This is a genomic window from Vibrio sp. 1557 (genome assembly GCF_033340175.1).
GTDB lineage: Bacteria > Pseudomonadota > Gammaproteobacteria > Enterobacterales > Vibrionaceae > Vibrio > Vibrio alginolyticus.
On the sequence record NZ_JAWOVZ010000008.1, the window covers coordinates 125,859 to 152,007 of the forward strand.

Sequence of the window (26,149 nt, forward strand, 5' to 3'; positions counted from 1 at the left end):
ACAGCTCAGCGTTTTTTTATGTTAGTCTATCCAACTGATGGAACTCAATTAACTCCCTATGCAAAATTCTCAAGCCTTCTCTGATTCCCTTCCTAAGCATATTGCCATCATTATGGACGGTAATGGCCGTTGGGCTAAGTCCAAAGGAAAACCTCGCGTATTTGGTCATAAAAAAGGCGTTAGTGCCGTTCGTAAGACCGTGGCTGCTGCTTCAAAACTAGGCATTAGAGCCATGACGCTGTTTGCTTTTAGTAGTGAAAACTGGCGTCGTCCGGAGGAAGAAGTGGGTCTTTTGATGGAACTGTTTATCACGGTCCTGTCTAGTGAAGTAAAAAAACTACACAAAAATAACTTACGGTTGCGCGTGATCGGTGATACCAGTCGATTTAGTGAGCGTCTACAAAAGAAAATTGTAGAAGCAGAAAACCTAACGGCAGATAACACGGGTATGGTGATCAACATTGCAGCCAACTATGGCGGTAAATGGGACATCACAGAAGCTGCTAAAACGTTAGCGCTAAAAGCACGTAACGGTGAAATTCGTGTAGAGGATATCAATGAGCAGCTAATCACTGAGCATTTGACCATGGCAGACCTACCGGAAGTGGATCTTTTAATTCGCACCAGTGGAGAGTGCCGCATCAGCAACTTTATGTTGTGGCAAATGGCTTATGCAGAAATGTACTTTACACCAGAGTACTGGCCAGAATTCGATGAAGACAGTTTGGTAGAAGCTGTAACTTGGTTTATCAACCGAGAACGTCGTTTTGGCTGTACAGGTGAACAAATAAAGGCATTGATGGCAGCTCAATAAGGACTAGTTAGTTTGAAACAGAGAATAATAACAGCACTAATTTTAGCTCCCCTGGTTATTTTAGGCATTTTTAAATTACCGCTAATGGGCTTTATTGCCGCTTTAACTGCAATAACGCTATTAGGTTTTTGGGAGTGGACTCAGTTTACAGGAAGCAACTCTCGCATTGCTGCCCTTGTGCCGGCAATCATTATTACCGGACTTAGTTTTCTATACATCTCGCCTGATGCATATAGCCTCAATCACTTAACGACACCTCATTATGTCGTCTTGGGTATTGGTTTTGTTTGGTGGATTATTGCTAGCTTAATGGCGATTACTTACCCCAAAACGACGAAATCTTGGCAAAGTAATTTTGTTTTACGTCATGTATTTGGTTTTCTGACATTAATCCCATTCCTTTGGAGTGTGATTATTCTCAGAGCGTATGACATCACTGTAGATCCATACCACGGCGCAAAGCTTGTGTTGTACGTTTGTTTCTTGGTATGGGCTGCAGATAGCGGCGCCTACTTTGCAGGCAAAAGCTTAGGCAAACGTAAGATGGCTCCTCATGTAAGCCCCAATAAAACCATTGAAGGGCTAATTGGTGGCATTATCACGGCATTAATCGTAGCGTGGGCATTTGCTGATTGGTTCGATATCCAGTTCACTAGCCCTGTCCATATGGTGCTGATTACGCTGGTTACTGTCGTTATTTCAGTGCTTGGTGATCTGGTTGAAAGTATGTTCAAACGTGTCTCAGGCATTAAAGACAGCAGTAACATTATCCCAGGGCACGGTGGTGTGCTAGATCGTATCGACAGCCTAACCGCAGCATTCCCAGTTTTTGCTCTTCTTTACTACGTATTCTAATTTATCAGGAGCGGCGTCGTCGCTCCTGAGCTTTCTAACGGTCTTACAACATGCAAAAGTTAACGATTCTTGGTGCTACTGGATCAATTGGTGCAAGCACGCTTAAAGTGGTCGAACAAAACCCAGATCTGTTTTCTGTCGTTGCCTTAGCGGCAAGCACTAACGTTGAAAAGATGATCGGTCTATGTCGTCAGTGGCAACCTAAGTATGCGGTCATGGCAGATAAAGCTGCGGCGTCTCAACTTCAAGCTGAGCTACACTCGGTTTCGCCAGGTACCGAAGTGCTAGGTGGTGTTGATGCGCTATGCCATATTGCTTCGCTGGACGAGGTCGACAGTGTAATGGCTGCTATTGTAGGAGCAGCCGGCTTATTGCCTACCATGGCTGCCGTGAAAGCAGGTAAGCGAGTCTTGTTGGCAAATAAAGAAGCACTTGTAATGTCAGGCCAGCTATTTATTGATGCCGTTGAAGAATTTGGCGCAGAGCTACTTCCCGTCGACAGTGAACACAACGCCATTTTCCAATGTTTACCACAGCAAGTACAAACCAATCTAGGTCGTTGCAATTTACAAGAACATGGCATTTCTCATATTTTGTTGACTGGATCTGGTGGTCCTTTCCGTTACACTGACATCGCAGAACTGGAGCAGGTGACACCCGCTCAGGCGATCGCTCATCCAAACTGGTCGATGGGGCCAAAAATTTCTGTTGATTCTGCCACGATGATGAATAAAGGCCTTGAGTATATAGAAGCTAAGTGGCTATTTAATGCTGCTCGCGAACAACTGAAGGTGGTTATTCATCCTCAATCGGTAATTCATTCTATGGTTCAGTATCGTGATGGTTCGGTCTTGGCACAAATGGGAGAAGCGGATATGGCGACGCCAATTGCGCTCACCATGTCATACCCGTCAAGAGTGGAAGCTGGGGTTAAGCCGCTAGACTTCACGAAAGTTGGTGAGCTGACGTTTTTGCAGCCTGACTTTGCTCGTTACCCATGTTTAAAACTCGCAATTGATGCTTGTTATGAAGGTCAACACGCAACAACGGCATTGAATGCAGCTAATGAAGTCGCTGTTGATGCATTTTTAAATAACAGACTAGGTTTTACCGATATTGCTCGCATCAATGAGTCTGTGTTGAATAAAATCAACGCAAGCTGCAAAGCTGAGAATGCGAATAGCTTGGAAAGCTTGCTCGAGCTAGATAGAATGGCACGAACTATTGCCCTAGAAACCATACGCGAGCGTAGCTGATGACTGGTATATTGTGGAATCTCATTTCTTTTATCGTCGCACTGGGCATTCTTGTTGCCGTGCACGAATTTGGGCATTTTTGGGTTGCTCGCCGTTGCGGCGTTAAAGTTGAAAAGTTTTCAATCGGTTTCGGCAAGTCTATTTGGAGTAAAGTAGGCAAAGACGGAACGGAGTACAGCATCTCAATGATCCCTCTCGGCGGCTATGTGAAAATGGTTGATAGCCGTGTCGATGAGGTGCCAGAACATGAGAAGCACCTAGCGTTTGATAAGAAGCCGTTATGGAAGCGTACCTCTATTGTTGCGGCTGGCCCCATCTTTAATTTTCTTTTCGCAATTTTTGCCTATTGGCTGGTATTTCTAATTGGTATCCCAGCTGTTAAGCCTGTAATTGGTGAAGTTACGCCCAATTCGATTGTTGCGGAAGCTGGAATTGAATCTGGAATGGAACTTAAATCGATATCTGGTATCAAAACTCCGGATTGGGAATCAGTAAATATGGGATTGATTTCTCATATTGGCGATGATTTGATGACGGTAACACTAACGTCAGCGAATGAAGTTGGTTCAGAAGTAACGAAAACGCTCGATTTACGTGAGTGGAAGTTCGACCCAGAAACTCAGTCAGCGATGCAGTCGTTAGGTTTTGCTCCGTATACACCGGAGGTGTATCGAGTTATCGAGCAGGTCTCGCAAGGTGGAGCGGCGGAAAAAGCCGGTGTGCTTCCAGGTGATGAGGTTGTCGCAATTGGTCAACAACGCGTGACCGAATGGAAGCAAGTAGTTGAAGCGGTTCGTTCTAATCCTGATACACCGCTTGAATTGACGGTGTTACGTCAGGGTTATGAGCAAACATTGACGCTGACGCCCGGTAGCCGTGAGCTAGCTAACAAAGAAGTCGTTGGTTTTGCAGGTATTGCACCTAAAGTCGCAGAATGGCCAGAAAGTTATCGCTTCGATCTTCAGTTTGGTGTATTCGAGTCAATAGGTAAAGCAGTAGACAAAACTGGCCAAGTCATTGGTTTGACAATCAGCATGCTTAAGAAGCTTATTGTTGGAGACGTTGGTCTGAATAATCTGAGTGGACCAATATCAATAGCCAAAGGCGCAGGCGCGACAGCAGATTATGGTTTGGTCTACTTTTTAGGTTTTCTCGCTCTAATTAGTGTTAACCTAGGTATTATTAATCTCGTTCCTTTACCAATGTTGGATGGCGGTCATTTGTTGTTTTTTGCAATTGAAGCAGTCATTCGACGTCCTGTTCCTGAGAAAGTGCAGGAAATGGGCTTTAGAATTGGTGGTGCGATCATCTTCTCGCTCATGGCGTTAGCGCTATTTAATGATTTTACTCGTCTGTGATAGTTCAGAGACAAAAGCAGTAGCAAGGAATAATTAGAACAAGTATGGCGATTAAGCGAATTCTATTTGCAAGTTTACTGGCGACCAGTGTATCTGCAAATGGAGCAGAGAACTTCGTAGTTCAAGATATTGAAATCGATGGATTGCAGCGTGTAGCACTGGGTGCTGCATTGTTGAAAATGCCTGTACGTGTCGGTGATACCATTGGCCAAGGCGATGTTGCAGAAATTATCCGCGCCCTGTATGCATCTGGTAACTTTGAAGATGTGAAAGTGTTGCGTGACGGTGGTGTTCTGATGGTTCAAGTCAAAGAACGTCCTACCATTGCAAGCATCTCTTTTTCAGGTAACAAAGCAATCAAGGACGAGCAGCTACAAGAAAACCTGAACGCGTCTGGCGTTCGTGAAGGTGAAGCGCTTGACCGCACCACGCTAAGCAACATTGAAAAAGGCTTAGAAGACTTTTACTACAGCGTAGGTAAATACAACGCAACAGTAAAAGCGGTGGTGACTCCACTACCACGTAATCGTTCTGATCTTAAGTTTGTCTTTACTGAAGGTGTGTCGGCAAAAATTCAGCAAATCAACTTTATCGGTAATGAAGTGTTCAGTGATGAAGAACTGCTTTCGCGCTTTAACTTAAATGTTGATGTGCCGTGGTGGAATTTCCTTTCTGATGAAAAGTATCAAAAGCAAGTTCTTGCAGGTGATATTGAAGCACTCAAATCATTCTACCTGGATCGTGGTTACTTAAAATTTAACGTTGATTCGACACAAGTTGCAATCTCTCCTGACAAGAAAGGGGTATACATTACTCTTGGTCTAGAAGAGGGCGAGGTTTACACCGTTAAGGACGTGAAGTTCCGTGGTGATTTGATTGGCGAGGAAGCGACGTTCGAAAGACTTGTGCCATTTGAAGACAATGAGACATACAACGGCTCGTTGGTTACTTCAATGGAAGAAGGGATTAAGCGTGTGCTTGGTGAGTCCGGTTATGCTTATCCTCAAGTGAATACCATTCCTGAGTTTGACGACGAGAATCAAGAAGTTTCTTTGGTCGTTAACGTAGATCCGGGTAACCGAATTTATGTTCGTGACATTCGCTTCACGGGTAATAACTCAACCAAAGATGAAGTCCTTCGTCGTGAAATGCGTCAGATGGAAGGCAGTTGGTTGAACTCGAAATCGATTGAAACGGGTAAAACTCGTCTAAATCGTTTGGGCTACTTTGAAAATGTTGAAGTACAGACGGTTCGAGTTCCTGGTAGTGATGATCAAGTTGACCTAGTTTACTCTGTCAAAGAAGCGAACTCTGGTAGCGTTAACTTCGGTGTTGGCTACGGCACAGAATCGGGTGTGAGCTTCCAGGTTGGCCTGCAACAAGATAACTTCATTGGTAGTGGTAACCGTGTTGGTATCAACGCGATGATGAATGACTACCAGAAAAACATCAGTCTAGATTACCGAGATCCGTACTGGAACTTAGACGGTGTAAGCTTAGGTGGTAAGGTTTTCTATAACGAATTTGAAGCGAAAGAAGCCAATATCGTTGACTATACCAACGAAAGCTATGGCGCGAGCTTAACGTGGGGTTTCCCATTCGATGAGTTGAACCGTTTTGAATTCGGTGTCGGTTATACGCACAACAAGATCGGTAACTTATCGCCTTACTTACAGGTAGAGCAGTTCTTACGAGCACAAGCAGACAACATTGATTCTAGTGGAGCGTTGAACACAAACGATTTCGACTTCAATATCTCTTGGACACGTAATAACTTAAACCGTGGCTACTTCCCTACGGCAGGTAACCATCAGCGTGCATTCTATAAAATGACCGTACCTGGCTCTGACGTTCAATACTTCAAAATGCAGTACGATGTTCGTCAGTATGTGCCATTGACTAAAAAGCACGAGTTTACCCTCTTGTTCCGTGGCCGCTTAGGTTACGGTAATGGTTACGGTCAAACGGATGGCAACGATAACTTGTTCCCATTCTACGAAAACTACTACGCAGGTGGCTTTACATCGCTTCGTGGCTTTGGCTCAAACTCTGTTGGTCCTAAAGCGGTTTACCGTGATACATCTGGTTCAAACAATGGCGCAGATACAGCAACAGATGACTCTGTTGGTGGTAACGCCGTAGCGCTAGCAAGTGTTGAGTTGATTGTCCCAACACCATTTGCATCAGAAGAAGTACAAAACCAAATTCGTACCAGTATCTTCTTTGATATGGCAAGTGTTTGGGATACGGAGTTTGACTACCGCGATTCAGGTGCGGAATATGGTGACCGTTACTACTACGATTACTCAGATCCAACCAACTACCGCTCTTCTTACGGTGCGGCGTTGCAGTGGATGTCTCCAATGGGGCCACTAGTCTTCTCACTAGCGAAACCAATTAAGAAATTTGATGGCGATGATGAAGAGTTCTTCACATTCACTATCGGTAGAACTTTCTAAAGAGGAAAATATTTTGAATAAAATGATCAAAGCGGCTGGGATTGGCCTTCTTGTACTGAGCTCTTCAATGTTTGCAAATGCGGCAGAAGCTGCACAGAAAATTGCTTACGTAAATACAGCTCAAGTTTTTCAAGCTCTTCCTCAACGTGAAGTTGTACTACAAAAAATGCAGAAAGACTTCAAAAGCAAAGCTGATGAACTGAAGTCAATCCAAGCACAAGCTAAAACAAAGATTGAGAAGCTACAACGTGACGGCGAGCTTTTGGGTCAAGACGAAGTTGAAAAGCTACGTATCGATATCGCGAAGCTAGACAGCGAGTACAAAGTGAAAGCACAAGCACTTGAAAAAGCAAGTGCGCGTCGTGAAGCTGAAGAAAAAGCGAAGCTTTTCAAAACGATTCAAGATGCAGTTAAGAAAGTCGCAGACAAAAATGGTTACGATCTTGTGATTGATATCTCTGCTTTGCAGTACGGCAAGCCAGAATACAATATCTCTGAAGACGTAATTAAAGCTCTAAAATAAGAAGTTATGAAGACATTAACATTAGCCGAATTGGCGACAATTACCGGGGGTGAACTGTTTGGTGACGAGTCTCTCGTTGTAAGCCGTGTTGCCCCAATGGATAAAGCACAAGAAGGTGATGTAACCTTCTTGTCTAACCCAAAATACGCAAAACACCTTTCTGAGTGCCAAGCTACCGTTGTTATGGTAAAGGCTGAGCATAAAGATCAATGCGTTGGAAATGCGTTAGTGGTTTCAGACCCTTATGTCGCATTTGCTCGTGTGGTTCAAGCGATGGATACCACACCAAAGCCGGCAAACGATATTGCACCAAGTGCTGTGATTGCCGCTGACGTTAAGATGGGTGAGAACGTTACAATCGGCGCTAACGCTGTGATTGAAACGGGCGTAGAACTAGGCGATAACGTAAGCGTTGGAGCTGGTTGTTTTATCGGTAAGAACGCCAAGCTAGGGAATAACACCAAGCTTTGGGCTAATGTCACTATCTATCATGAAGTGTCATTGGGTGATGACTGTCTCGTTCAATCGGGTACCGTCATTGGCTCTGATGGCTTCGGTTATGCGAATGACAAAGGCGAGTGGATCAAAATTCCTCAGCTTGGTTCAGTGCGTATCGGTAACCGCGTTGAGATTGGTGCTTGTACTACGATTGACCGCGGTGCACTCGAAGATACTATCATTGAAGACAATGTCATTCTGGATAACCAACTTCAAATCGCGCACAACGTGCAGATCGGATATGGTACCGTGATGCCTGGTGGTACTATTGTCGCGGGCAGTACAAAAATTGGTAAGTACTGCCAGATTGGCGGCGCGTCTGTTCTGAATGGCCATATCACTATCGCAGATGGTGTGGCTATTACAGGTATGGGCATGGTAATGCGCAGTATCGAAGAAAAAGGCCTTTACTCATCAGGTATCCCACTACAAACGAACAGAGAGTGGCGTAAGACCGCGACTCGAGTTCACCGTATTGATGAGATGAATAAGCGCCTAAAAGCGGTTGAAAAACAGCTGGAACAGAAAGAAGAAATTTAGAACAAGTTATCTTTCGCTCTGTATTTAACACGAAGGCTAACAAGCTCTAGTTCCATATTCTGTAAGAAGACTCGCGAAATGCGGGTCTTTTTCTTCTATAATGACGCGCTCTAAGTAGATTTAACTCCAAGATGGTGCGTATTTTGCTAGTATATTGCAAAGCGATTCGGCTTTACGACCTGTTGCCACGTTTGCCATCTTGGGTGCAAAAAATTGATATAGGAAGACGACTTTGACTACTGAAAAGAAAACGATGAACATCTCTGAAATTCAAGAGCTACTACCTCATCGCTACCCATTCTTATTGATCGACCGAGTGATAGACTTCCAAGAAGAGAAGTACCTTCACGCGATTAAAAACGTGTCGGTTAACGAACCTCAGTTCACAGGTCACTTTCCTCAACTACCAGTATTCCCAGGTGTTTTGATTTTAGAAGCAATGGCTCAGGCAACAGGCTTACTTGCATTTAAATCATTTGGTGCACCAACAGAAAATGAACTGTACTACTTTGCAAGCGTAGACGGCGCGAAATTCCGTAAACCAGTGGTTCCGGGCGACCAATTGGTTATTGAGGTAGAATTTCTGAAAGAACGTCGCGGCATTGCTGCATTTAGCGGTGTAGCAAAAGTTGACGGTGAAGTGGTATGTTCTGCAGAACTGAAGTGTGCTCGTCGAGAGTTTTAATATGATTCATGAAACCGCTAAAATCCACCCGGCAGCGGTGGTAGAAGAGGGCGCCAAAATTGGTGCTAACGTAACAGTAGGTCCTTTTACGTACATCACCTCTACGGTTGAAATTGGTGAAGGCACAGAAGTGATGTCTCACGTTGTGATCAAAGGTCACACAACTATCGGCAAAGATAACCGTATTTTCCCACATGCTGTCATTGGTGAAGAAAACCAAGACAAAAAATACGGTGGTGAAGACACAACTGTGGTTATCGGTGACCGTAACGTCATTCGTGAAGCGGTCCAAGTTCACCGCGGCACAGTGCAAGACAAAGCAACCACGATCATTGGTGATGACAACTTATTGTGTGTGAATGCACACGTTGCGCATGATGTTGTTATTGGTAACCACACTCATATCGGTAATAACTCGATTCTTGGTGGTCACGTTACTGTTGATGATTATGCCGGTGTGATGGCACTGTCTGCGATTCATCCGTTTTGTACAGTGGGCGCTTACGCATACATTGGCGGCTGTTCAGCTGTGGTGCAAGATGTCCCAGCTTATGTACTCGCGCAAGGTAACCACGCTACTCCATTCGGCTTGAACCTTGTTGGCTTGAAGCGTAATGGCTTTGAGAAACCAGAGATTCGTGCGCTACAAAAAGCGTATAAAGAAATCTACCGTTCAGGTAAGACGCTAGAAGAAGTGAAGCCTATTCTGGCTGAAATGGCTCAAGAGTGGCCGGCTGTGAAGCGTTTCTCAGATATTCTGGAAACGACGGAACGTGGCATTATTCGTTAATTGGCGAATGAACCAATAAATAAAAAGATCGTGACCAAATTTGAGGTTACGATCTTTTTGTGTTTTATGGATAAGGCAAACCGTTATCCATAGCGCACAGGAAAAATAGCGAAGTAGATATGGAAAGACCATTACGTATTGGCATCATTGCCGGAGAATTGTCTGGCGATACGCTAGGTGAAGGCTTTATCAAAGCAGTAAAGCAACAATTTCCAGACGCAGAGTTCGTAGGCATTGGTGGTCCGAAAATGATAGCCCAAGGTTGCGAGTCTCTGTTTGATATGGAAGAGCTTGCGGTGATGGGATTAGTCGAGGTTTTAGGCCGCTTACCGAGACTTCTTAAAGTGAAAGCTGAGCTCGTTCAGTATTTTACTCAGAATCCGCCTGATGTTTTCATCGGGATCGATGCTCCTGACTTCAACTTACGCCTGGAGCTTGACCTCAAGCAAGCGGGCATTAAAACCGTTCATTACGTGAGTCCGTCTGTTTGGGCTTGGCGTCAGAAGCGCATCTTTAAAATAGAAGCGGCAACGAACTTGGTGCTAGCATTTCTTCCGTTTGAGAAAGCGTTCTACGACAAATTTAATGTACCTTGCGAGTTCATTGGTCATACCTTGGCTGATGCCATCCCACTAGAATCAGAACAAGCGCCTGCACGTGAGTTGCTTGGTTTAGAACAAGATAAAAAGTGGCTTGCTGTCCTGCCAGGCAGTCGTGGTAGCGAGTTAAAAATGCTCTCAGAGCCATTTATTGAAACCTGCAAGTTACTCCATAAAAAATTTCCAGAACTGGGGTTTGTTGTCGCGCTTGTCAATCAAAAACGCCGTGAGCAGTTTGAACAAGCATGGAAAGAGCTAGCGCCAGAGTTGGACTTCAAGTTAGTTGATGACACCGCACGCAACGTCATCACCGCATCCGATGCCGTGATGTTGGCCTCCGGTACCGTAGCGTTGGAGTGTATGCTTCTCAAGCGTCCAATGGTGGTGGGTTATCGTGTGAATGCATTTACTGCTTTCTTAGCTAAACGTCTATTGAAAACGAAGTATGTGTCATTGCCGAATATCTTGGCGGATGATGAGCTCGTCAAAGAATATCTACAAGATGAGTGCACACCAGACAATTTGTTTACTGAGGTTTCTCGCTTATTGGAAAGCGACAATAAACCGATGTTAGATAAATTTACGGAAATGCATCATTGGATTCGTAAAGATGCGGACCAACAAGCCGCAAACGCAGTTCTAAAACTGATTGAGAAATAGAGATTTATCATGGCTGTTAAACCAAAAGCGACCAAAACCAAAGTTGAACTCCCTCCGTTTGAATATCCGCAAGGTTATCAGCTTGTGGCCGGAGTCGACGAGGTCGGACGTGGCCCTTTGGCGGGAGACGTCGTCACCGCTGCGGTTATCCTTGATCCTCACAATCCTATTGAAGGGTTGAACGATTCGAAAAAATTGACCGAAAAGAAACGCATGGCGTTGCTTCCTGAAATCAAAGAAAAAGCATTGGCGTGGGCGGTCGGGCGTTGTTCTCCTGAAGAAATTGATCAACTGAATATTTTACAGGCGACTATGGTTGCGATGCAGCGTGCAGTGGCGGGGTTACAGGTTCAACCTGATTTGGTGTTGATTGATGGTAACCGTTGTCCGGAGCTGCCAATGGATGCTCAAGCTGTAGTAAAAGGCGATCTACGTGTTGCCGAAATCAGTGCGGCTTCCATTATTGCCAAAGTCGTGCGTGACCAAGAGATGGAAGAGTTGAATAAACTTCATCCACAATTTGGCTTCGCGAAGCACAAAGGTTACCCAACTAAAGCGCACTTTGAAGCGATTGAGCAACACGGAGTGATCAGTGAACACCGCAAGAGTTTCAAGCCAGTAAAAAAAGCGTTAGGCATAGAATAATCAAACGATCTAATTGGTGTTATAAACCCAACCTCTTTAGGTTAGAATCCCCAACAAAATAGAGTTACACGGTACCTGTTAATGTCAGATCCCAAATTCATCCACCTGCGTGTTCATAGTGACTTCTCGATGGTGGATGGCCTCAACAAAGTTCCGCCAATTGTAAAGAAAGTTGCTGAGCTCGGTATGCCCGCAATGGCGTTGACCGACTTTACCAACCTATGTGGTTTGGTGAAGTTTTACGGTACGGCGCATGGCAGTGGTGTTAAACCGATCATTGGTGCTGACTTTAAAATGCAGTCGGACGAGTTTGGTGAAGAGCTGACACAAGTGACTTTGCTTGCGGCGGATAATGTAGGTTATAAGAACCTGACGTTATTGATATCAAAAGCGTACTTACGTGGACATGTTCAACACCACCCAGTGATTGACAAAGCCTGGTTGGCTGAAATGTCTGAAGGCTTGATTGTATTATCCGGCGGTAAAAGCGGGGAAATTGGCCGCGGCCTTTTGAAAGGCAACCGTCAAATAGTGCAGGGGTGTGTTGATTTTTATAAACAGCATTTTCCAGATCGCTTTTATCTTGAGCTACTTCGTACCGGTCGTCCAGATGAAGAAACTTATCTTCACTTTGCGGTTGAATTGGCAGAGCAGCAAGACTTGCCAGTAGTGGCGACCAATGAAGTTGTATTCCTGAGTCCAGACCTATTTGATGCTCATGAAATACGCGTAGCGATTCACGATGGTTACACATTAGAAGATCCGCGTAGGCCAAAAAACTACAGTCCGCAGCAATATCTTCGTACAGAAGAAGAAATGTGTGAGCTGTTTGCTGATATTCCTGAAGCGTTAGAAAACAGTGTCGAGATAGCGAAGCGTTGTAACGTGACTGTGCGCTTAGGTGAGTACTTCCTACCAGCTTTCCCAACAGAAGGGATGAAAGAGACTGAGTTCCTAGTCATGAAATCCCGAGAGGGGTTGGAAGAGCGTTTAGAGTTTCTATTTCCAGATGAGGAAGAGAGAAAACGTCGCCGCCCTGAATATGATGAACGTCTTCAGATAGAGCTAGATGTTATCAACCAAATGGGATTTCCTGGTTACTTCTTGATCGTAATGGAGTTCATCCAGTGGTCAAAAGATAATGGAATTCCTGTCGGTCCTGGACGTGGTTCCGGTGCTGGTTCTTTGGTGGCTTACGCACTAAAAATCACCGATCTGGATCCACTAGAATATGACTTGCTGTTCGAACGTTTCTTGAACCCAGAACGTGTTTCGATGCCCGATTTCGACGTCGATTTCTGTATGGATAAACGTGACCAGGTTATTGACCACGTTGCAGAAATGTACGGTCGTGACGCGGTGTCTCAGATCATCACGTTTGGTACCATGGCGGCAAAAGCGGTAATCCGTGACGTTGGCCGCGTATTGGGCCACCCATTTGGTTTTGTTGATCGTATTTCAAAGCTGATTCCGCCCGATCCAGGCATGACGCTAGATAAAGCGTTTAAAGCTGAACCTGCACTACCTGAATTGTATGAGGCCGATGAGGAAGTTAAAGAACTCATCGACATGTGTCATATTTTGGAAGGCTGTACGCGAAACGCCGGTAAACACGCTGGTGGTGTTGTAATTTCACCTACAACAATTACCGATTTTGCGCCAATTTATGCAGACGCTGAAGGTCACTTCCCGGTTACTCAATTTGATAAAAACGATGTTGAGACCGCTGGCCTAGTTAAGTTTGACTTCTTGGGTTTACGTACCTTAACCATTATTGACTGGGCGTTAGGACTGATTAACCCACGCCTAGAGCGAGAAGGGAAAGAACCGGTTCAAATTGAATCCATACCGTTAGAAGACCCTGCCTCTTTCCGTTTGTTGCAAAACTCTGAAACGACAGCAGTATTCCAGCTTGAATCTCGAGGCATGAAAGAGCTGATCAAACGACTTCAGCCAGACTGTTTCGAAGACATTATCGCATTGGTAGCACTCTTCCGTCCGGGTCCTTTGCAATCGGGCATGGTAGATAACTTTATCGACCGTAAACATGGTCGAGAAGCGATCTCTTATCCAGATGAAAAGTGGCAACACGAGTCGCTAAAAGAGACGCTTGATCCAACCTACGGCATCATCCTGTACCAAGAGCAGGTAATGCAGATTGCGCAGATCTTAGCAGGTTACACGCTAGGTGGTGCGGACATGCTTCGTCGTGCAATGGGTAAGAAAAAGCCAGAAGAGATGGCAAAACAACGTGCTATCTTTGAAGAAGGTGCGATAAAGAACGGTATCGATGGCGAGTTGGCGATGAAAATCTTCGACTTGGTAGAAAAGTTCGCCGGTTATGGTTTTAACAAATCGCACTCTGCTGCTTATGCATTGGTTTCTTATCAAACTCTTTGGCTGAAAACACATTATCCTGCCGAATTTATGGCTGCGGTAATGACAGCCGATATGGATAACACGGAAAAAGTTGTTGGCTTGGTCGATGAGTGTTTCCGTATGAAGCTTACCGTGCTGCCACCAGACATCAACTCTGGCCTATATCGCTTTAATGTTGATGAAAATGGCGCAATTGTTTACGGTATTGGTGCGATAAAAGGGGTTGGTGAGGGCCCTATCGATGCGATTCTTGAGGCGAGAAATAAAGGTGGTCACTTTAAAGACCTATTTGATTTCTGTGCTCGAGTTGATCTAAAACGTGTCAATAAACGAGTGATAGAGAAGCTGATTTACGCGGGCGCGTTGGATCGACTAGGCCCACACCGCGCGGCGATGATGGCGTCACTCAATGATGCGGTAAAAGCAGCAAGTCAACATCACCAAGCTGAGGCGTTTGGTCAAACAGATATGTTTGGTGTGTTAACGGATGCACCTGAAGAAGTAGAGCATAAGTATACGCAGGTTCCGCCTTGGCCAGAAAAAGTGTGGTTAGAGGGCGAGCGTGATACCCTAGGTCTATATTTGACAGGGCACCCAATTAACGCCTACGTAAACGAACTAAACAAATACACCAGTTGTCGACTAAAAGACGCAACGCCCACTCGCCGCGATCAATCTGTCACGGTAGCCGGCCTGGTTATTGCCGCTCGTGTAATGACGACCAAGCGTGGTACACGAATTGGTATTATGACACTGGATGACCGAAGTGGCCGCATGGAAGTGATGTTGTTCTCTGATGCGCTGGATCGATACGCTGAACTTCTCGAAAAAGACAGAATTTTGGTCGTTTCTGGACAGGTCAGCTTTGATGACTTCAACGGTGGCCTTAAAATGTCGGCGCGTGAAGTTATGGATCTCGGCAGTGCGCGCGAGAAATACGCTCGTGGTTTGTCGGTATCGATAGATGCAAATCAGATCAACGATCAGTTTTTTGAGCAGTTCAGCCGTATTTTAGAACCGCACAAAGCCGGAACCGTACCCGTCAATGTATACTACCAGCGTGCCGACGCCAGAGCGCGGTTAACATTGGGCACCGAGTGGCGAGTTACGCCAAGTGATACATTACTCGACGATTTAAAACAGTTGCTTGGCAAAAGCCAGGTAGAACTCGAATTTAACTAAAAATTCAGCGCAATATGTTAGACGCTGAGTAAACAAGGATTCATAGATGAGCCTAAACTTTCTTGAATTTGAAAAGCCAATTGCAGAACTAGAAGCGAAAATTGAAGCATTACGTGATGTCTCTCGTCACGGTGGTGATTCTGCGATTGACCTGGATAAAGAAATCGAACAGCTTGAGAAGAAAAGCTTAGAGCTGAAGAAAAAAACCTTCAGCGACCTAGGCGCATGGGAAACAGCTCAACTGGCTCGTCACCCACTACGTCCTTACACGCTAGATTACATCCAACACGCTTTTGAGGAGTTTGATGAATTAGCGGGTGACCGCGCGTTTGCAGACGACAAAGCGATTGTGGGTGGCATGGCTCGCCTTGAAGGCCGCCCTGTGATGATCATTGGTCACCAAAAAGGTCGTGAAACCAAAGAGAAAGTGAAACGTAACTTTGGTATGCCAAAACCAGAAGGTTACCGTAAAGCGCTACGTTTGATGGAAATGGCAGAGCGTTTCAACATGCCGATCATCACATTTATCGACACGGCTGGCGCGTATCCAGGTGTGGGCGCAGAAGAGCGTGGTCAATCTGAAGCTATCGCGAAAAACCTAAAAGTGATGTCTGGTCTTAAAGTGCCAGTAATCTGTAACGTTGTTGGTGAAGGCGGTTCAGGCGGCGCACTAGCAATTGGTGTAGGCGACTACGTGAACATGCTTCAGTACTCTACATACTCAGTAATCTCTCCTGAAGGTTGTGCTTCAATCTTATGGCGTGATTCAGACAAAGCGCCGCAAGCTGCAGAAGCGATGGGTCTAACTGCTCCTCGTCTTAAAGAGCTTGAACTGATCGACGAAATCATTGAAGAGCCACTAGGTGGCGCTCATCGCGATCATGTTCAAATGGCAGCGAATATGAAAGCAACACTACTTCGTCAGCTAGAAGATCTAGAACAATTGGATGAAGAGACGCTACGTGAACGTCGTTACCAGCGCCTAATGAGCTACGGTTACTGTTAATTTCGGTGATTGCTATTAAGCGTTAGCTGATATCTCAAGTGATAACAGTTAAAATAGAAAGGGTTGGATGAGAGTCCAGCCCTTTTTTGTACCTATCGGATCGCTTATGGAATCGCTTTACCTGCATTTTGCTCAAGTTCTCGGCCGCTACTATCAATTAGGCACTAAGGTTGTCTTGGCGTTTAGCGGAGGAGTGGATTCACGTCTTTTACTCGAATTACTCAGTCGCTACCAACAAGCGCACTCTGTAGAGTGTCACGCTGTGTATGTGCACCATGGTTTAAGCTCGAATGCCGATAATTGGGCCGATAAATGCTTACTTTGGGCACAACAAGTGGGGATATCGTGCTCGATCGAGCGAGTGAGCTTAGACATCAGCAATGGTGAAAGTATTGAACTTCTTGCTCGTGAAGCTCGCTACCAAGCCTTAACTAAGTACATTCAAGAAGGTGATATACTGTTGACTGGTCAACATGCCGACGATCAAATAGAGACTTTTCTCCTTGCGCTTAAGCGCGGCAGCGGGCCTAAAGGGTTATCTTCGATGGCGGAGAGTATGCCGTTTTCTTGCGGATCTCTAGTTCGACCATTGCTTACTATCAAGCGGAAGACCATCGAAGAAGCCGCTACTAAATTAGGCTTGGAGTGGGTGGAAGACGAAAGCAATCAAGATACCCGTTATGATCGTAACTTTCTTCGTCATTGTGTTATTCCTGAATTGTCTGGTCGCTGGCCGAGTATCCATCAAGCGGTTCAGCGCAGTGCAAGTTTATGTGCTCAACAAGAAGCGCTATTGGATGAACTATTGAGCGCGGTGTTTGAACGCGCTTTACAAACGGATCTAAGTTTGAGTATTGAAGAACTGGCTAAGCACAGTGGATTAGCGCGTGCGCGCTTGATTCGTATGTGGCTGGCTAAGCTTAATACTAGTATGCCGACTCAGGTACAACTCAATCTTATCTGGAATGAAGTCGCATTAGCTCAGCAAGATGCCAACCCCAAACTACAACTTAAACAAGGTGAAGTGCGCCGTTTTCGAAATCGTCTCTATTGGGTAACGGAAACGGCTGATGTCACTAAGTGGCAAAGTACGATTCAAGTTGATGCGACTTTGTCGCTGCCTGAGGGACTCGGGGAGCTGACCTTAACGACGAGTTCTAGTAACGCAACGATTGCGCTACCGAGTCAGCCAGAATTGCTTCGCGTGACCTTCAATCCGGAAGGCTTATCAGCGCATCCAACCACGCGTAATCACAGTCGAAAACTGAAGAAGTTATTCCAAGAATACAATGTGCCAAGCTGGCTGCGTCGTCAAATTCCGATTTTAATGTACCAAGACCGAGTCGTTGCTGTGGCAGATCTGTTCGTTGATCAGGCGTTTAATGGTCAAGATTGTGAACTTATTTGGCGCAGGTAATGAAAATTCATGCCACAATGTCGATTATAAAATATAAAAATCCTTGAATAATAATTGATTAGGTGAAGCAATGAAGAAAACAATCATGGGTGCAATGGTGGCGTTAACCATGTTCAGTGGGCAGGCTCTAGCTGCGGGAGATGCTGCAGCAGGTCAAGCAAAGTCGGGAGTATGCGCGGCGTGTCATGGCGCTGATGGTATTGCTGTCATTCCGGGTTACCCAAATCTGAAAGGGCAAAATGAGCAATATATTATCAGTTCAATTAAAGCTTATAAAAATAAAGAGCGAACAGGTGGGCTTGCTGCTGTGATGCAAGCTCAAGCTTCATTGTTGTCTGATGAAGATATCGCTAACCTAGCGGCTTACTACGCAAGTTTGAAGTAAACGCGAGTCTGAAAAAGCTTGGACGATTGGGCATTGAGCAGTCCTCACTGGGGTTTTATCAACTCACGATATTCGCTATGTTAATTTGCTCAATCTGGATTTTCGCTGGTGGATCAGAGACAAACATTGAATGTTGCGAAACGCTAAACGATAATAAGCGCAATCGATTGAAGCTTAAGGGATGAACATGAAAAAAATTGAAGCGATTATCAAGCCATTTAAACTGGATGATGTTCGAGAAGCGCTAGCTGAAGTTGGCATTACAGGGATGACCGTCTCTGAAGTGAAAGGCTTTGGTCGCCAAAAAGGTCACACCGAGCTTTACCGTGGTGCAGAGTACATGGTGGACTTTCTACCTAAAGTGAAGCTCGAAATCGTTGTAACGGAAGATGTGGCTGATAAATGCGTAGAGACAATCATTGAAACCGCGCAAACTGGTAAGATTGGTGATGGTAAAATATTTGTCACTGATATTGAGCGTGTGGTTCGTATTCGTACTGGTGAAGAAGACGAAGACGCGATCTAAGGTTTCTTGTCACCTGTTTCGTATTTATTATGCTAAAAGGGAGCCAAGTGGCTCCTTTTTTGTTGTTTGCTTATTAGTGAAATCATTTAACCCGAGATTTGTTGTTCTAGATTTTGGGTGCCTACATTCAGGTTTGTCGTATGTTTAAGCGTTTTTTTCTGGCGTTAGCTTTTCTCGTAATGGCGGTATTGGTTGGCTTCCAGGTTATTTTCACCGTACCAGATCAGCCGCAAATTATTACTCAAACAGGTACCGAGCTGACACAAGATATCAGGTGCATCGAATTTAGCGATTCAAAAGCTCTCGATCATGACGGCAAAATCAATGTGCTTGTCTGGAATATCTACAAACAGAACCGGGCTAATTGGCAACGTGCACTCGATGAGTTTTCTGCTGATAAGCAGTTACTGTTATTGCAAGAAGCCAGCATGACACCATCATTTAAACAGTGGTTGGTGGATGGTCGCTGGGTTAGTAATCAAGTGAGTGCTTTTAAGGCGCTGGGTAGCGGTGCCGGTGTAATTAGTATTGCTCAAGGGCAACCAGAAAAAGCCTGCGCTTACACCTCTAAAGAGCCGTGGCTTCGCTTACCTAAGTCTGCATTATATAGCCAGTATCACTTGAGTAATGGCGAGAAACTCGCAGTGGTGAATGTACATGCGATTAACTTCACCGTGGGTACAAAAGAGTATGTATCTCAGTTAACGGCGCTTGAAATGCTTTTAAAGCATCATGTGGGGCCAATTCTATTTGCTGGAGACTTCAATAGCTGGAGTGAATCTCGCGTTAATGCGATGAGGCAGGCCTTAAAGGCTGCGGACTTACAAGAGGTGACGTTCTTGCCGGATCATCGAGTCCAATTTATAACAGGGTTACCACTGGACCATGTGTTTTACCGAGGTCTGACGCTTAAGTACGCAAAAGCGCCGCAGAGCGACGCTTCCGATCATAACCCATTGTTATTGTCATTTACGTTAAATGACTAGCTTAGGTTACCACAATATAAAGTGCCCAAATAACGTAGAAGAATACCCATGGCAGGCTTGCAATCACCAAAGCTTGGCCACGTTCAAACTCCGTCCACGTCAGTACAACGCCGTAGCCGAGCACAATGTACCAAGGCAGAAGCAAAGGTAACGAGCTAGCGAAATGAGACCATTCGTTAGTAAGAGGCAGCTTTAATAGACCATTGAGGCTATTTAAATCGGCAGCGTAAGTCATTACCTGACCATGCTTGAGTAGCAAGCTCGCGTAGCTTGCTACATCGCCCAATACTGCTGGGAATAAGATAGCACACGATGCGGCAAACCATTTCCAGTAACCGTATTGTTGTTTGCTTGCCTTTGTTGCAAGAAAGAACCAAAGCGCGAGCAATATTAAGGTGGCAAAGCGGTTGAATACATCATTGATGATCGCGCTTGCCATTAGCGTGTTTGCTTCTAATAGCTCAATCTGCTTCGGGTCGATTTGCTGAAATTGCGCAGCAAGTTGGTCACTGAGCCACGTGAAATCGACATTCGAAAAGTAAGCACCCCAGAATAAAAACGGACTAAGCATCAGGAAGATGAACGGTTGCCATCCCCATCCACCGCGTTGATAAAGCGCGAGAAAACAAGATGTTGGAGAACGAAAAATGTCCAACAGCATCACAAGTGGATTGCTTGATGGGTTCATACACTTACCTTCGTTACGTCAACGTACAACTTAAGCTTTTGACCTGGTTGTAAGTATTTTTTCTTGTGTAGCGAGTTCCATTTCACGATGTCGTTCGTTTTTACTTTGAACTTGCTTGCAATGCCGCTAATGGTGTCGCCAGAGCGAACGTTGTAGAAAACGGTACGGATCACAGAACCTTTGTCTGAGTCCTTCCAAATCACTAGCTTTTGACCCACACGCAATGGATCTTTAGGGCCCATACCATTCCATTTAGCTAACGATTTATACGACACTTTATTGTTACGTGCGATTGACCACAAACTTTCTCCAGACTGAACGACATGGGTGAGCTTGAGTTGACCACGAGCACGAGATTGAGTCTTGTTTAATCGGTTTTGTGCCGTTAATGCATATTTTGCATCGTCTTTTGTTGATGTCGGAATCAATAGGTATTGACCAATACGAATGTTGTTATTCGATAGGCCGTTGGCACGTCGAATGACTTTCGTGGTTGTGCCGTATTTATTAGCTAGCACGCTTAAAGAGTCACCAGATTTCACCTTGTAGCGAGCGACCTTCATCCCTTTACCGCGATTTTTCTCCACCTTGGTGAGAAAAGTCTCTTTTTTCTCTACGGGAATCAAAAGTTGGTGCGGCCCCTCAGGCGCTGTCGACCACTGGTTGTATGCTGGGTTGTAACTCTGCAACTCTTTTACGCTAATGCCGGCATAATCTGCGGCAATAGCCAGATCTAACTGCTCTTCTGGATCAACAAGCGTTAGAACAGGCTTGTTTGGAATTGCAGGAATATTAAGTCCGTACTTGTCTTGGTTTGCGATAACGTCAGCCAAGGCCAATAGCTTAGGAACGTAACTGCTGGTCTCTTTTGGTAAGTCTAATGAGAAGAAATCGATAGGTTTACCGAGCTTTTTATTCTTACGAATTGCGCTAGAAACTCGGCCTCCACCGCTGTTATAAGCGGCGATTGCATGTTCCCAGTTACCATCAAAACGCTCGTTTAGTTGTACTAGGTAGTCCAGCGCTGCATCCGTTGCTGCTGCCACATCTCTGCGACCGTCATACCAGTAGTTTTGCTCTAGTCCCATCATTTTTCCGGTGCCAGGGACAAATTGCCACAACCCAGCCGCGCTACCATGTGAGTAGGCAAAGGCATCGAATGAACTTTCCACTACAGGAAGTAAAGCTAGCTCCATTGGGAGTCCGCGCTCTTCGATACGTTTTGTGATCATGTATAGAAAAGGAGTCGCACGCTTAGATACCGTGTAAAGGTGATTTGGGTGCTTTAAATACCACGTACGGTAGTAGTCCACTTTCTTGTGGTTTGGGATATCCATGTCCAGCTGCATGGCGATACGTTGCCACACATCTTCTTGTTCTTGGGGGGAGAGAACTTTAGGCGCGTCGTTAGCGGATTTTTTTGCTAGTGACGATTTATTGCCCGGTTGAGCTTTTACTGCATTTTGCTTTGCAGTCTGCTCAGATTTATTGGTTTCTGGTGTAGAAGACGTTGAATCTGACTGAGTCAATTGACAGCCAGATAATAACAACGCCAACGCCCAAGTATACTTCAAACGCATGGATTCAGCCTATTTAGGGCCTGTTTATCTTCACCTGCCTGTCGCGCAACGTAATGTGCGTGGCAGTCGCAAGATAATAGACATCTTTTAAACACTAACTAATTTATAGAGGCAAAGAGCTTCTAATTATGCAATGGGGAGAAATTCAAATAGATTTATATCAACCCCAAACGTAAGAGAAGCGCCAGTGGCGCTTCTCGAAAAATCAGTCCCTGATAATACTGGGGTCTTGCAAACTTACAAGCAGAAAATGGTTAAAATTCGTTCTTCCACTCGCGTAAAGCAGTAAAAACCGAGCATGGATCGCTATTTTTAATGCGACTAGCAACAGATTGAACCACGTCAGGGTTAGAGGTTCGCAAGAACGGATTAATCCACTTTTCTTTGCATATTGTTGTTGGAAGTGTCGGAATGTTGAGTGCTCGCAGTCGGTTTACATCGTCGCGATATTGGCGAAGTTGCTCATTGTCAGGTTCAACCGCTAGAGCAAACGCCACGTTACTCGCCGTGTATTCATGTGCGCAGAAGACTTGAGTTTCTTCTGGTAGAGACGTTAGTTTACTCAGTGATTCAAACATTTGCTCAGGCGTACCTTCAAAAATACGACCACAGCCAGCGGAAAAGAGCACATCACCGCAAAACAGTTTTCCGTCTCCAACGTAACCGATATGGCCCAAAGTATGGCCTGGTAACCCAAGTACTAAGAAAATCTCACCAAACAACTCCAGTTTGTCGCCTTCTTCCATTGGTGTTGTTAGGGTTGGAATTGGCTCTGATTTTGGGCCCACAACGGCGACTTCGGGAAAGGCACGCACTAAGTCTGGAACGCCACCAATGTGATCGTTGTGGTGGTGCGTAATTAAAATCGCTTCTAAAGTTAATTCGTTAGCCTGCAGAAATTCTAATACTGGCTTCGCATCGCCCGGATCAACGACTGCGCAGCGCTTATCGTTATTTTGTATCAGCCAGATGTAATTATCATTAAATGCGGGTATGCTTTTGATCTCTAACACGATTCGTTCTCCGTCACCCATTTTAGTCAGGTGGTTAATGAAACCAGCACTCAGCAACAAAACTATACCACACCCGTCGACTTGGTCAGCAATGAACAACGGTCCGTGGGTGCTTGAGTCAATCCAGACCCGACTTGATGAATGGTGCCCGAAACTCTTCGGCTACCATATGCTCAAACTGGGCGGGTTGAGCTGTGAGCTAACCAGCTGTAATTGTAACATTCAACACCAAGTCAACGTAGATATCCAGAACCCGTTGCATAATGTGATTGCAGATGGTTACGAATTACCCTTTTTGGAAAAAAGCTTTGATGTTGTGATACTCGCTCATCAGCTCGACTATGCAAGCGATCCACACCGTTTGTTGCGTGAAGTCGATAGAGTGATGATGGATGATGGCTATGTAATTATTACTGGATTCAACCCATTAAGCTTGACTGGATTAGCGAGTTTGCTTCCATGGCGTAAACATAATTTGCCTTGGAGTGGACGAATGTTTACGTCGAACCGCATCAAAGATTGGTTAGGGTTACTTAATTATCAAGTGATTCATTGTGATCGTTATGCGCTGTTTCCGATGAAACGTTACCGTACGATGTGGACATGGTTGGAAAATAGTCTTGGTGATTGGGCATCACCCGCTGGGAGTTTGTATTACATAGTCGCGCGGAAACGGACATACCCTCTCAAGCCTATCAAACCGCATTGGCGCTTGAAGAAAAAGCTCACACCACTTGGGGTGATGAATCGAGAGGGTAACACTATGAGGAAAGAATCTCGCTAAGAGGGTTGGTAACCTGTATCTTCCTCAGTTGGGTTTTCTGCAGCAGTCCGGGCTAGCTCATCACACATTTCGTTCTCACGATGGCCCGCGTGGCCTTTTACCCAATGCCATTCAACTTGATGGCGTGCGGTTTCTTTGTCTAGAGCTTGCCATAAATCGGCATTCTTCACGGGTTTTTTATCCGCTGTTTTCCAACCACGCTTCTTCCAGTTATGGATCCACTGAGTAATACCTTGGCGCACATATTGGCTGTCAGTCGTTAAAGTGACTTTGCAAGGTTGTTTTAACGTCTGTAGCGCGACGACAGCCGCCAACATTTCCATGCGGTTGTTGGTAGTTAACGTATAGCCTTTGGAAAGTGTCTTTTCTACGTCTTTGTAACGCAATACTATGCCGTAACCACCTGGTCCTGGGTTACCTAAACAAGAACCGTCAGTGAAAATCTCAACGTGTTTGGTCATATTTTTTGGTACTATTAGCCGAAACATTTAATAAAGCATAGTCTGACATACATAACCTTATGAATACCAGCAGCAATTCTGAATATAACCGCATTGTCGTTCTCGATACCGAAACCACAGGTATGAACCGCGAGGGTGGTCCTCACTACATGGGACACCGCATTATTGAAATCGGTGCCGTGGAGATCATCAACCGTAAGCTGACTGGTCGTCACTTCCACGTTTATTTAAAACCCGATCGTGAAATCCAACCAGAAGCGGTTGAAGTTCACGGTATTACGGATGAATTCTTGGTTGATAAACCGGAATACGCGAGCGTGCACCAAGAGTTTCTTGAGTTTATTAAAGGCGCAGAACTTGTTGCCCACAACGCGCCCTTCGATACCGGCTTTATGGATTACGAGTTTGGCATGCTCGATCCTAACATCGGCAAAACGGACGACTACTGCAAGGTGACCGATACCCTTGCTATGGCGAAGAAAATCTTCCCTGGTAAGCGAAACAACCTTGATATCTTATGTGAACGTTACGGTATTGATAACTCGCACCGTACACTCCACGGAGCTTTGCTCGATGCGGAGATTCTAGCCGACGTTTACCTCTTTATGACGGGTGGTCAAACGAGTCTAGAATTTAACGCGAATAAACAAGAGGGTGGAGTAGAAACCATTCGTCGTATTGAAGGAAGAAAAGCGCTAAAGGTTTTGCGCGCAAGTGCCGATGAACTAGAAGCTCACCAAAAAAGATTAGAGTTGGTGAACGACTGTATTTGGCATCAATAGGAGAAGCTATGTTGAGGGCTTTGTTGGTCGCGTTTTTAGCGATATGGAGTAGTCTCTCGAGTGCTGCGAGTGAATCTACAATGTCTTTGTTAGACAATCGCTTTCGAGTTGATCCAACCATCGAGCAGATCACGTTTTTGGTTTATCGTGAGCAAAGTTCTCAGCCAGTTGTTTTAGTCCGTCCTGACGGTAAAAAATACTATGCCTGGGGCTCTTACGACAATGTACGTTGGTATCAAGAAGCCTCACTCGATATTATTTCCGTTGATAACCCTATGCCAGGTCCATGGCAGGCTGTGGGGAAAGTTACGCCTAAAAATAACATCCGCTTAATTTCTCACCTAAAGCTCAGTACGGATCTGTTCCCAAACCGATTATATAATGGGGAAGCGCTTAAGTTTACAGCTCGCCTGACCTCCGACGGCAAACCTCTTGTATTGCGCGACTTCCTTGATCGCGTGAATCTGCGCGTGACATTTACCAAGTTTGTCGAAAATGAAGATGAGCTGATCAAAGAAGCTCGTCCAGTGCCGATGGTTGTGGGTGAGTTTTCTGATGGCGGCCGCGGCTTGGATGAAAAAGCAGGGGATGGTGTGTTTACGGTTCAGCTCCCAATAGACGTTGAGCCTGGTAAGTACCGCGCGCGCATCACGTCTGGCAATGGCGTATTCTTACGAGCGCAAGAACAAGTCATCTTGGTTTATCCGAACCCAATCTCTCGTACTTTTATTCAGGCTCGTAATCCCGATAAGCCACACCAATTAGTGGTGAGTGGCGAGCAAGGTATGATTGCACCAGGCTCTATTGCAGTCACAGTGAAAAAGGACGCTCCCGATGGTTTCATTAGTTACAGCCAAGGACAGGTCTCTAAAGATGGAATGAGAGTTACGTTGAACCTCAATAACGATGCTGAGCTTGGTAAGTACGCATGGCGCGGCGAGATCTTTGCCACTGATTTTGCAACTCAGCGCTCGTTGGTGTTTCCTATCCCAGAGCAAACCTTCAGTGTTGTTGATGAAGTTGATCTAGAAGCTGCTCGAATTGCAAAAGAAGCTGAATTAGCCGAACAGCGCCGTATTGAAATGGAAAAGCAAATTATCGCTGAGCGAGAGGCTGAGCGTAAGCGCAGCATGATTATTATCGCGGTGGGTAATTTGATAATGCTGCTGATTGTGATCATTGCATGGATAGTCTGGCGCAAAATTAAAGCGAAGCGCGATGCCATGCCAGAGATGCAATTAGAAGTACCAAAGAAATAGTAGTAACACATAAAGCGAG

24 protein-coding genes are annotated in these 26,149 nt (G+C 45.2%); 20 read left to right on the forward strand and 4 right to left on the reverse strand.

Annotation, left to right across the window (positions count from 1 at the left end; all coding sequences use genetic code 11):
- Nucleotides 1-58: 58 nt before the first annotated feature.
- The 17 genes from R7070_RS12300 (at nt 59) to R7070_RS12380 (ending at nt 19,563) form a co-directional block, all read left to right on the forward strand.
- On the forward strand, nt 59-814 hold the full coding sequence (locus R7070_RS12300) for an isoprenyl transferase (protein ID WP_005380331.1): 756 nt from the start codon (nt 59-61) through the stop codon (nt 812-814).
- A gap of 12 nt (nt 815-826) precedes the next feature.
- Nucleotides 827-1,669, forward strand: a complete 843-nt coding sequence (locus R7070_RS12305) for a phosphatidate cytidylyltransferase (RefSeq protein ID WP_005385351.1) — start codon at nt 827-829, stop codon at nt 1,667-1,669.
- Between the two features lie 50 nt (nt 1,670-1,719).
- Nucleotides 1,720-2,925, forward strand: coding sequence for a 1-deoxy-D-xylulose-5-phosphate reductoisomerase (gene ispC, locus R7070_RS12310; protein WP_005385353.1), 1,206 nt, complete (start codon nt 1,720-1,722; stop codon nt 2,923-2,925).
- Complete coding sequence (gene rseP / locus R7070_RS12315; RefSeq protein ID WP_005380334.1) at nt 2,925-4,283, forward strand: sigma E protease regulator RseP; 1,359 nt, start codon at nt 2,925-2,927, stop codon at nt 4,281-4,283. The genes ispC and rseP overlap by 1 nt, the downstream gene beginning before the upstream one ends.
- A gap of 44 nt (nt 4,284-4,327) precedes the next feature.
- The gene (gene bamA, locus R7070_RS12320; RefSeq protein ID WP_005391802.1) at nt 4,328-6,742 is read left to right on the forward strand and encodes an outer membrane protein assembly factor BamA; all 2,415 of its coding nucleotides are present in this window, start codon (nt 4,328-4,330) and stop codon (nt 6,740-6,742) included.
- A 13-nt stretch (nt 6,743-6,755) separates the two neighbouring features.
- Nucleotides 6,756-7,265, forward strand: a complete 510-nt coding sequence (locus R7070_RS12325; RefSeq protein ID WP_005391804.1) for an OmpH family outer membrane protein — start codon at nt 6,756-6,758, stop codon at nt 7,263-7,265.
- A 6-nt stretch (nt 7,266-7,271) separates the two neighbouring features.
- Nucleotides 7,272-8,303 carry a UDP-3-O-(3-hydroxymyristoyl)glucosamine N-acyltransferase gene (gene lpxD, locus R7070_RS12330; RefSeq protein WP_042521415.1) on the forward strand — a complete coding sequence of 344 codons (1,032 nt, stop codon included), beginning with the start codon at nt 7,272-7,274 and terminating at the stop codon, nt 8,301-8,303.
- Nucleotides 8,304-8,535: 232 nt separating this feature from the next.
- Nucleotides 8,536-8,988, forward strand: a complete 453-nt coding sequence (fabZ, locus tag R7070_RS12335; RefSeq protein ID WP_005380349.1) for a 3-hydroxyacyl-ACP dehydratase FabZ — start codon at nt 8,536-8,538, stop codon at nt 8,986-8,988.
- 1 nt (nt 8,989) lies between these two features.
- Complete coding sequence (lpxA, locus tag R7070_RS12340) at nt 8,990-9,778, forward strand: acyl-ACP--UDP-N-acetylglucosamine O-acyltransferase (protein WP_005380357.1); 789 nt, start codon at nt 8,990-8,992, stop codon at nt 9,776-9,778.
- A 119-nt stretch (nt 9,779-9,897) separates the two neighbouring features.
- Entirely contained in the window at nt 9,898-11,037 is a 1,140-nt protein-coding gene (lpxB, locus tag R7070_RS12345; protein ID WP_151515050.1) for a lipid-A-disaccharide synthase, read from the forward strand.
- A 9-nt stretch (nt 11,038-11,046) separates the two neighbouring features.
- Nucleotides 11,047-11,682 (forward strand): ribonuclease HII, encoded by a 636-nt coding sequence (rnhB, locus tag R7070_RS12350; protein ID WP_151515049.1) that lies wholly within the window; start codon nt 11,047-11,049, stop codon nt 11,680-11,682.
- An 81-nt stretch (nt 11,683-11,763) separates the two neighbouring features.
- On the forward strand, nt 11,764-15,243 hold the full coding sequence (dnaE, locus tag R7070_RS12355) for a DNA polymerase III subunit alpha (RefSeq protein WP_256900254.1): 3,480 nt from the start codon (nt 11,764-11,766) through the stop codon (nt 15,241-15,243).
- 46 nt (nt 15,244-15,289) lie between these two features.
- Complete coding sequence (accA, locus tag R7070_RS12360) at nt 15,290-16,249, forward strand: acetyl-CoA carboxylase carboxyl transferase subunit alpha (protein WP_005380365.1); 960 nt, start codon at nt 15,290-15,292, stop codon at nt 16,247-16,249.
- 106 nt (nt 16,250-16,355) lie between these two features.
- Nucleotides 16,356-17,666: a tRNA lysidine(34) synthetase TilS gene (gene tilS, locus R7070_RS12365; protein WP_256900253.1), complete on the forward strand. Its 1,311-nt coding sequence runs from the start codon at nt 16,356-16,358 to the stop codon at nt 17,664-17,666.
- A 70-nt stretch (nt 17,667-17,736) separates the two neighbouring features.
- Nucleotides 17,737-18,051 carry a c-type cytochrome gene (locus R7070_RS12370; protein ID WP_017636043.1) on the forward strand — a complete coding sequence of 105 codons (315 nt, stop codon included), beginning with the start codon at nt 17,737-17,739 and terminating at the stop codon, nt 18,049-18,051.
- A 187-nt stretch (nt 18,052-18,238) separates the two neighbouring features.
- Complete coding sequence (gene glnB / locus R7070_RS12375) at nt 18,239-18,577, forward strand: nitrogen regulatory protein P-II (protein WP_005380372.1); 339 nt, start codon at nt 18,239-18,241, stop codon at nt 18,575-18,577.
- 140 nt (nt 18,578-18,717) lie between these two features.
- Nucleotides 18,718-19,563, forward strand: coding sequence for an endonuclease/exonuclease/phosphatase family protein (locus R7070_RS12380; RefSeq protein ID WP_033905505.1), 846 nt, complete (start codon nt 18,718-18,720; stop codon nt 19,561-19,563).
- A 1-nt stretch (nt 19,564) separates the two neighbouring features.
- Here the strand turns inward: R7070_RS12380 and R7070_RS12385 are convergent, their stop codons facing one another.
- The 3 genes from R7070_RS12385 to gloB form a co-directional block, all read right to left on the reverse strand.
- Nucleotides 19,565-20,251: a YIP1 family protein gene (locus tag R7070_RS12385; protein WP_256900252.1), complete on the reverse strand. Its 687-nt coding sequence runs from the start codon at nt 20,249-20,251 to the stop codon at nt 19,565-19,567.
- Entirely contained in the window at nt 20,248-21,831 is a 1,584-nt protein-coding gene (locus tag R7070_RS12390) for a LysM peptidoglycan-binding domain-containing protein (RefSeq protein ID WP_017820746.1), read from the reverse strand. Before R7070_RS12390 ends, R7070_RS12385 begins: the two co-directional genes overlap by 4 nt.
- A 254-nt stretch (nt 21,832-22,085) precedes the next feature.
- Nucleotides 22,086-22,844 carry a hydroxyacylglutathione hydrolase gene (gene gloB, locus R7070_RS12395; RefSeq protein ID WP_256900251.1) on the reverse strand — a complete coding sequence of 253 codons (759 nt, stop codon included), beginning with the start codon at nt 22,842-22,844 and terminating at the stop codon, nt 22,086-22,088.
- Between the two features lie 37 nt (nt 22,845-22,881).
- Between gloB and R7070_RS12400 the strand changes: the two genes are divergently transcribed.
- Nucleotides 22,882-23,628 (forward strand): class I SAM-dependent methyltransferase, encoded by a 747-nt coding sequence (locus R7070_RS12400; RefSeq protein WP_017636046.1) that lies wholly within the window; start codon nt 22,882-22,884, stop codon nt 23,626-23,628.
- Here R7070_RS12400 and rnhA read toward each other — a convergent pair.
- Nucleotides 23,625-24,089, reverse strand: a complete 465-nt coding sequence (gene rnhA, locus R7070_RS12405) for a ribonuclease HI (protein WP_005380384.1) — start codon at nt 24,087-24,089, stop codon at nt 23,625-23,627. The two genes, R7070_RS12400 and rnhA, sit on opposite strands and share 4 nt — an antisense overlap.
- 59 nt (nt 24,090-24,148) lie before the next feature.
- Between rnhA and dnaQ the strand changes: the two genes are divergently transcribed.
- Together dnaQ and R7070_RS12415 are read left to right on the forward strand one after the other, a co-directional pair.
- Complete coding sequence (gene dnaQ / locus R7070_RS12410; protein WP_005380385.1) at nt 24,149-24,871, forward strand: DNA polymerase III subunit epsilon; 723 nt, start codon at nt 24,149-24,151, stop codon at nt 24,869-24,871.
- A gap of 8 nt (nt 24,872-24,879) precedes the next feature.
- Entirely contained in the window at nt 24,880-26,130 is a 1,251-nt protein-coding gene (locus R7070_RS12415; protein ID WP_054577595.1) for a TIGR03503 family protein, read from the forward strand.
- Nucleotides 26,131-26,149: the final 19 nt, after the last annotated feature.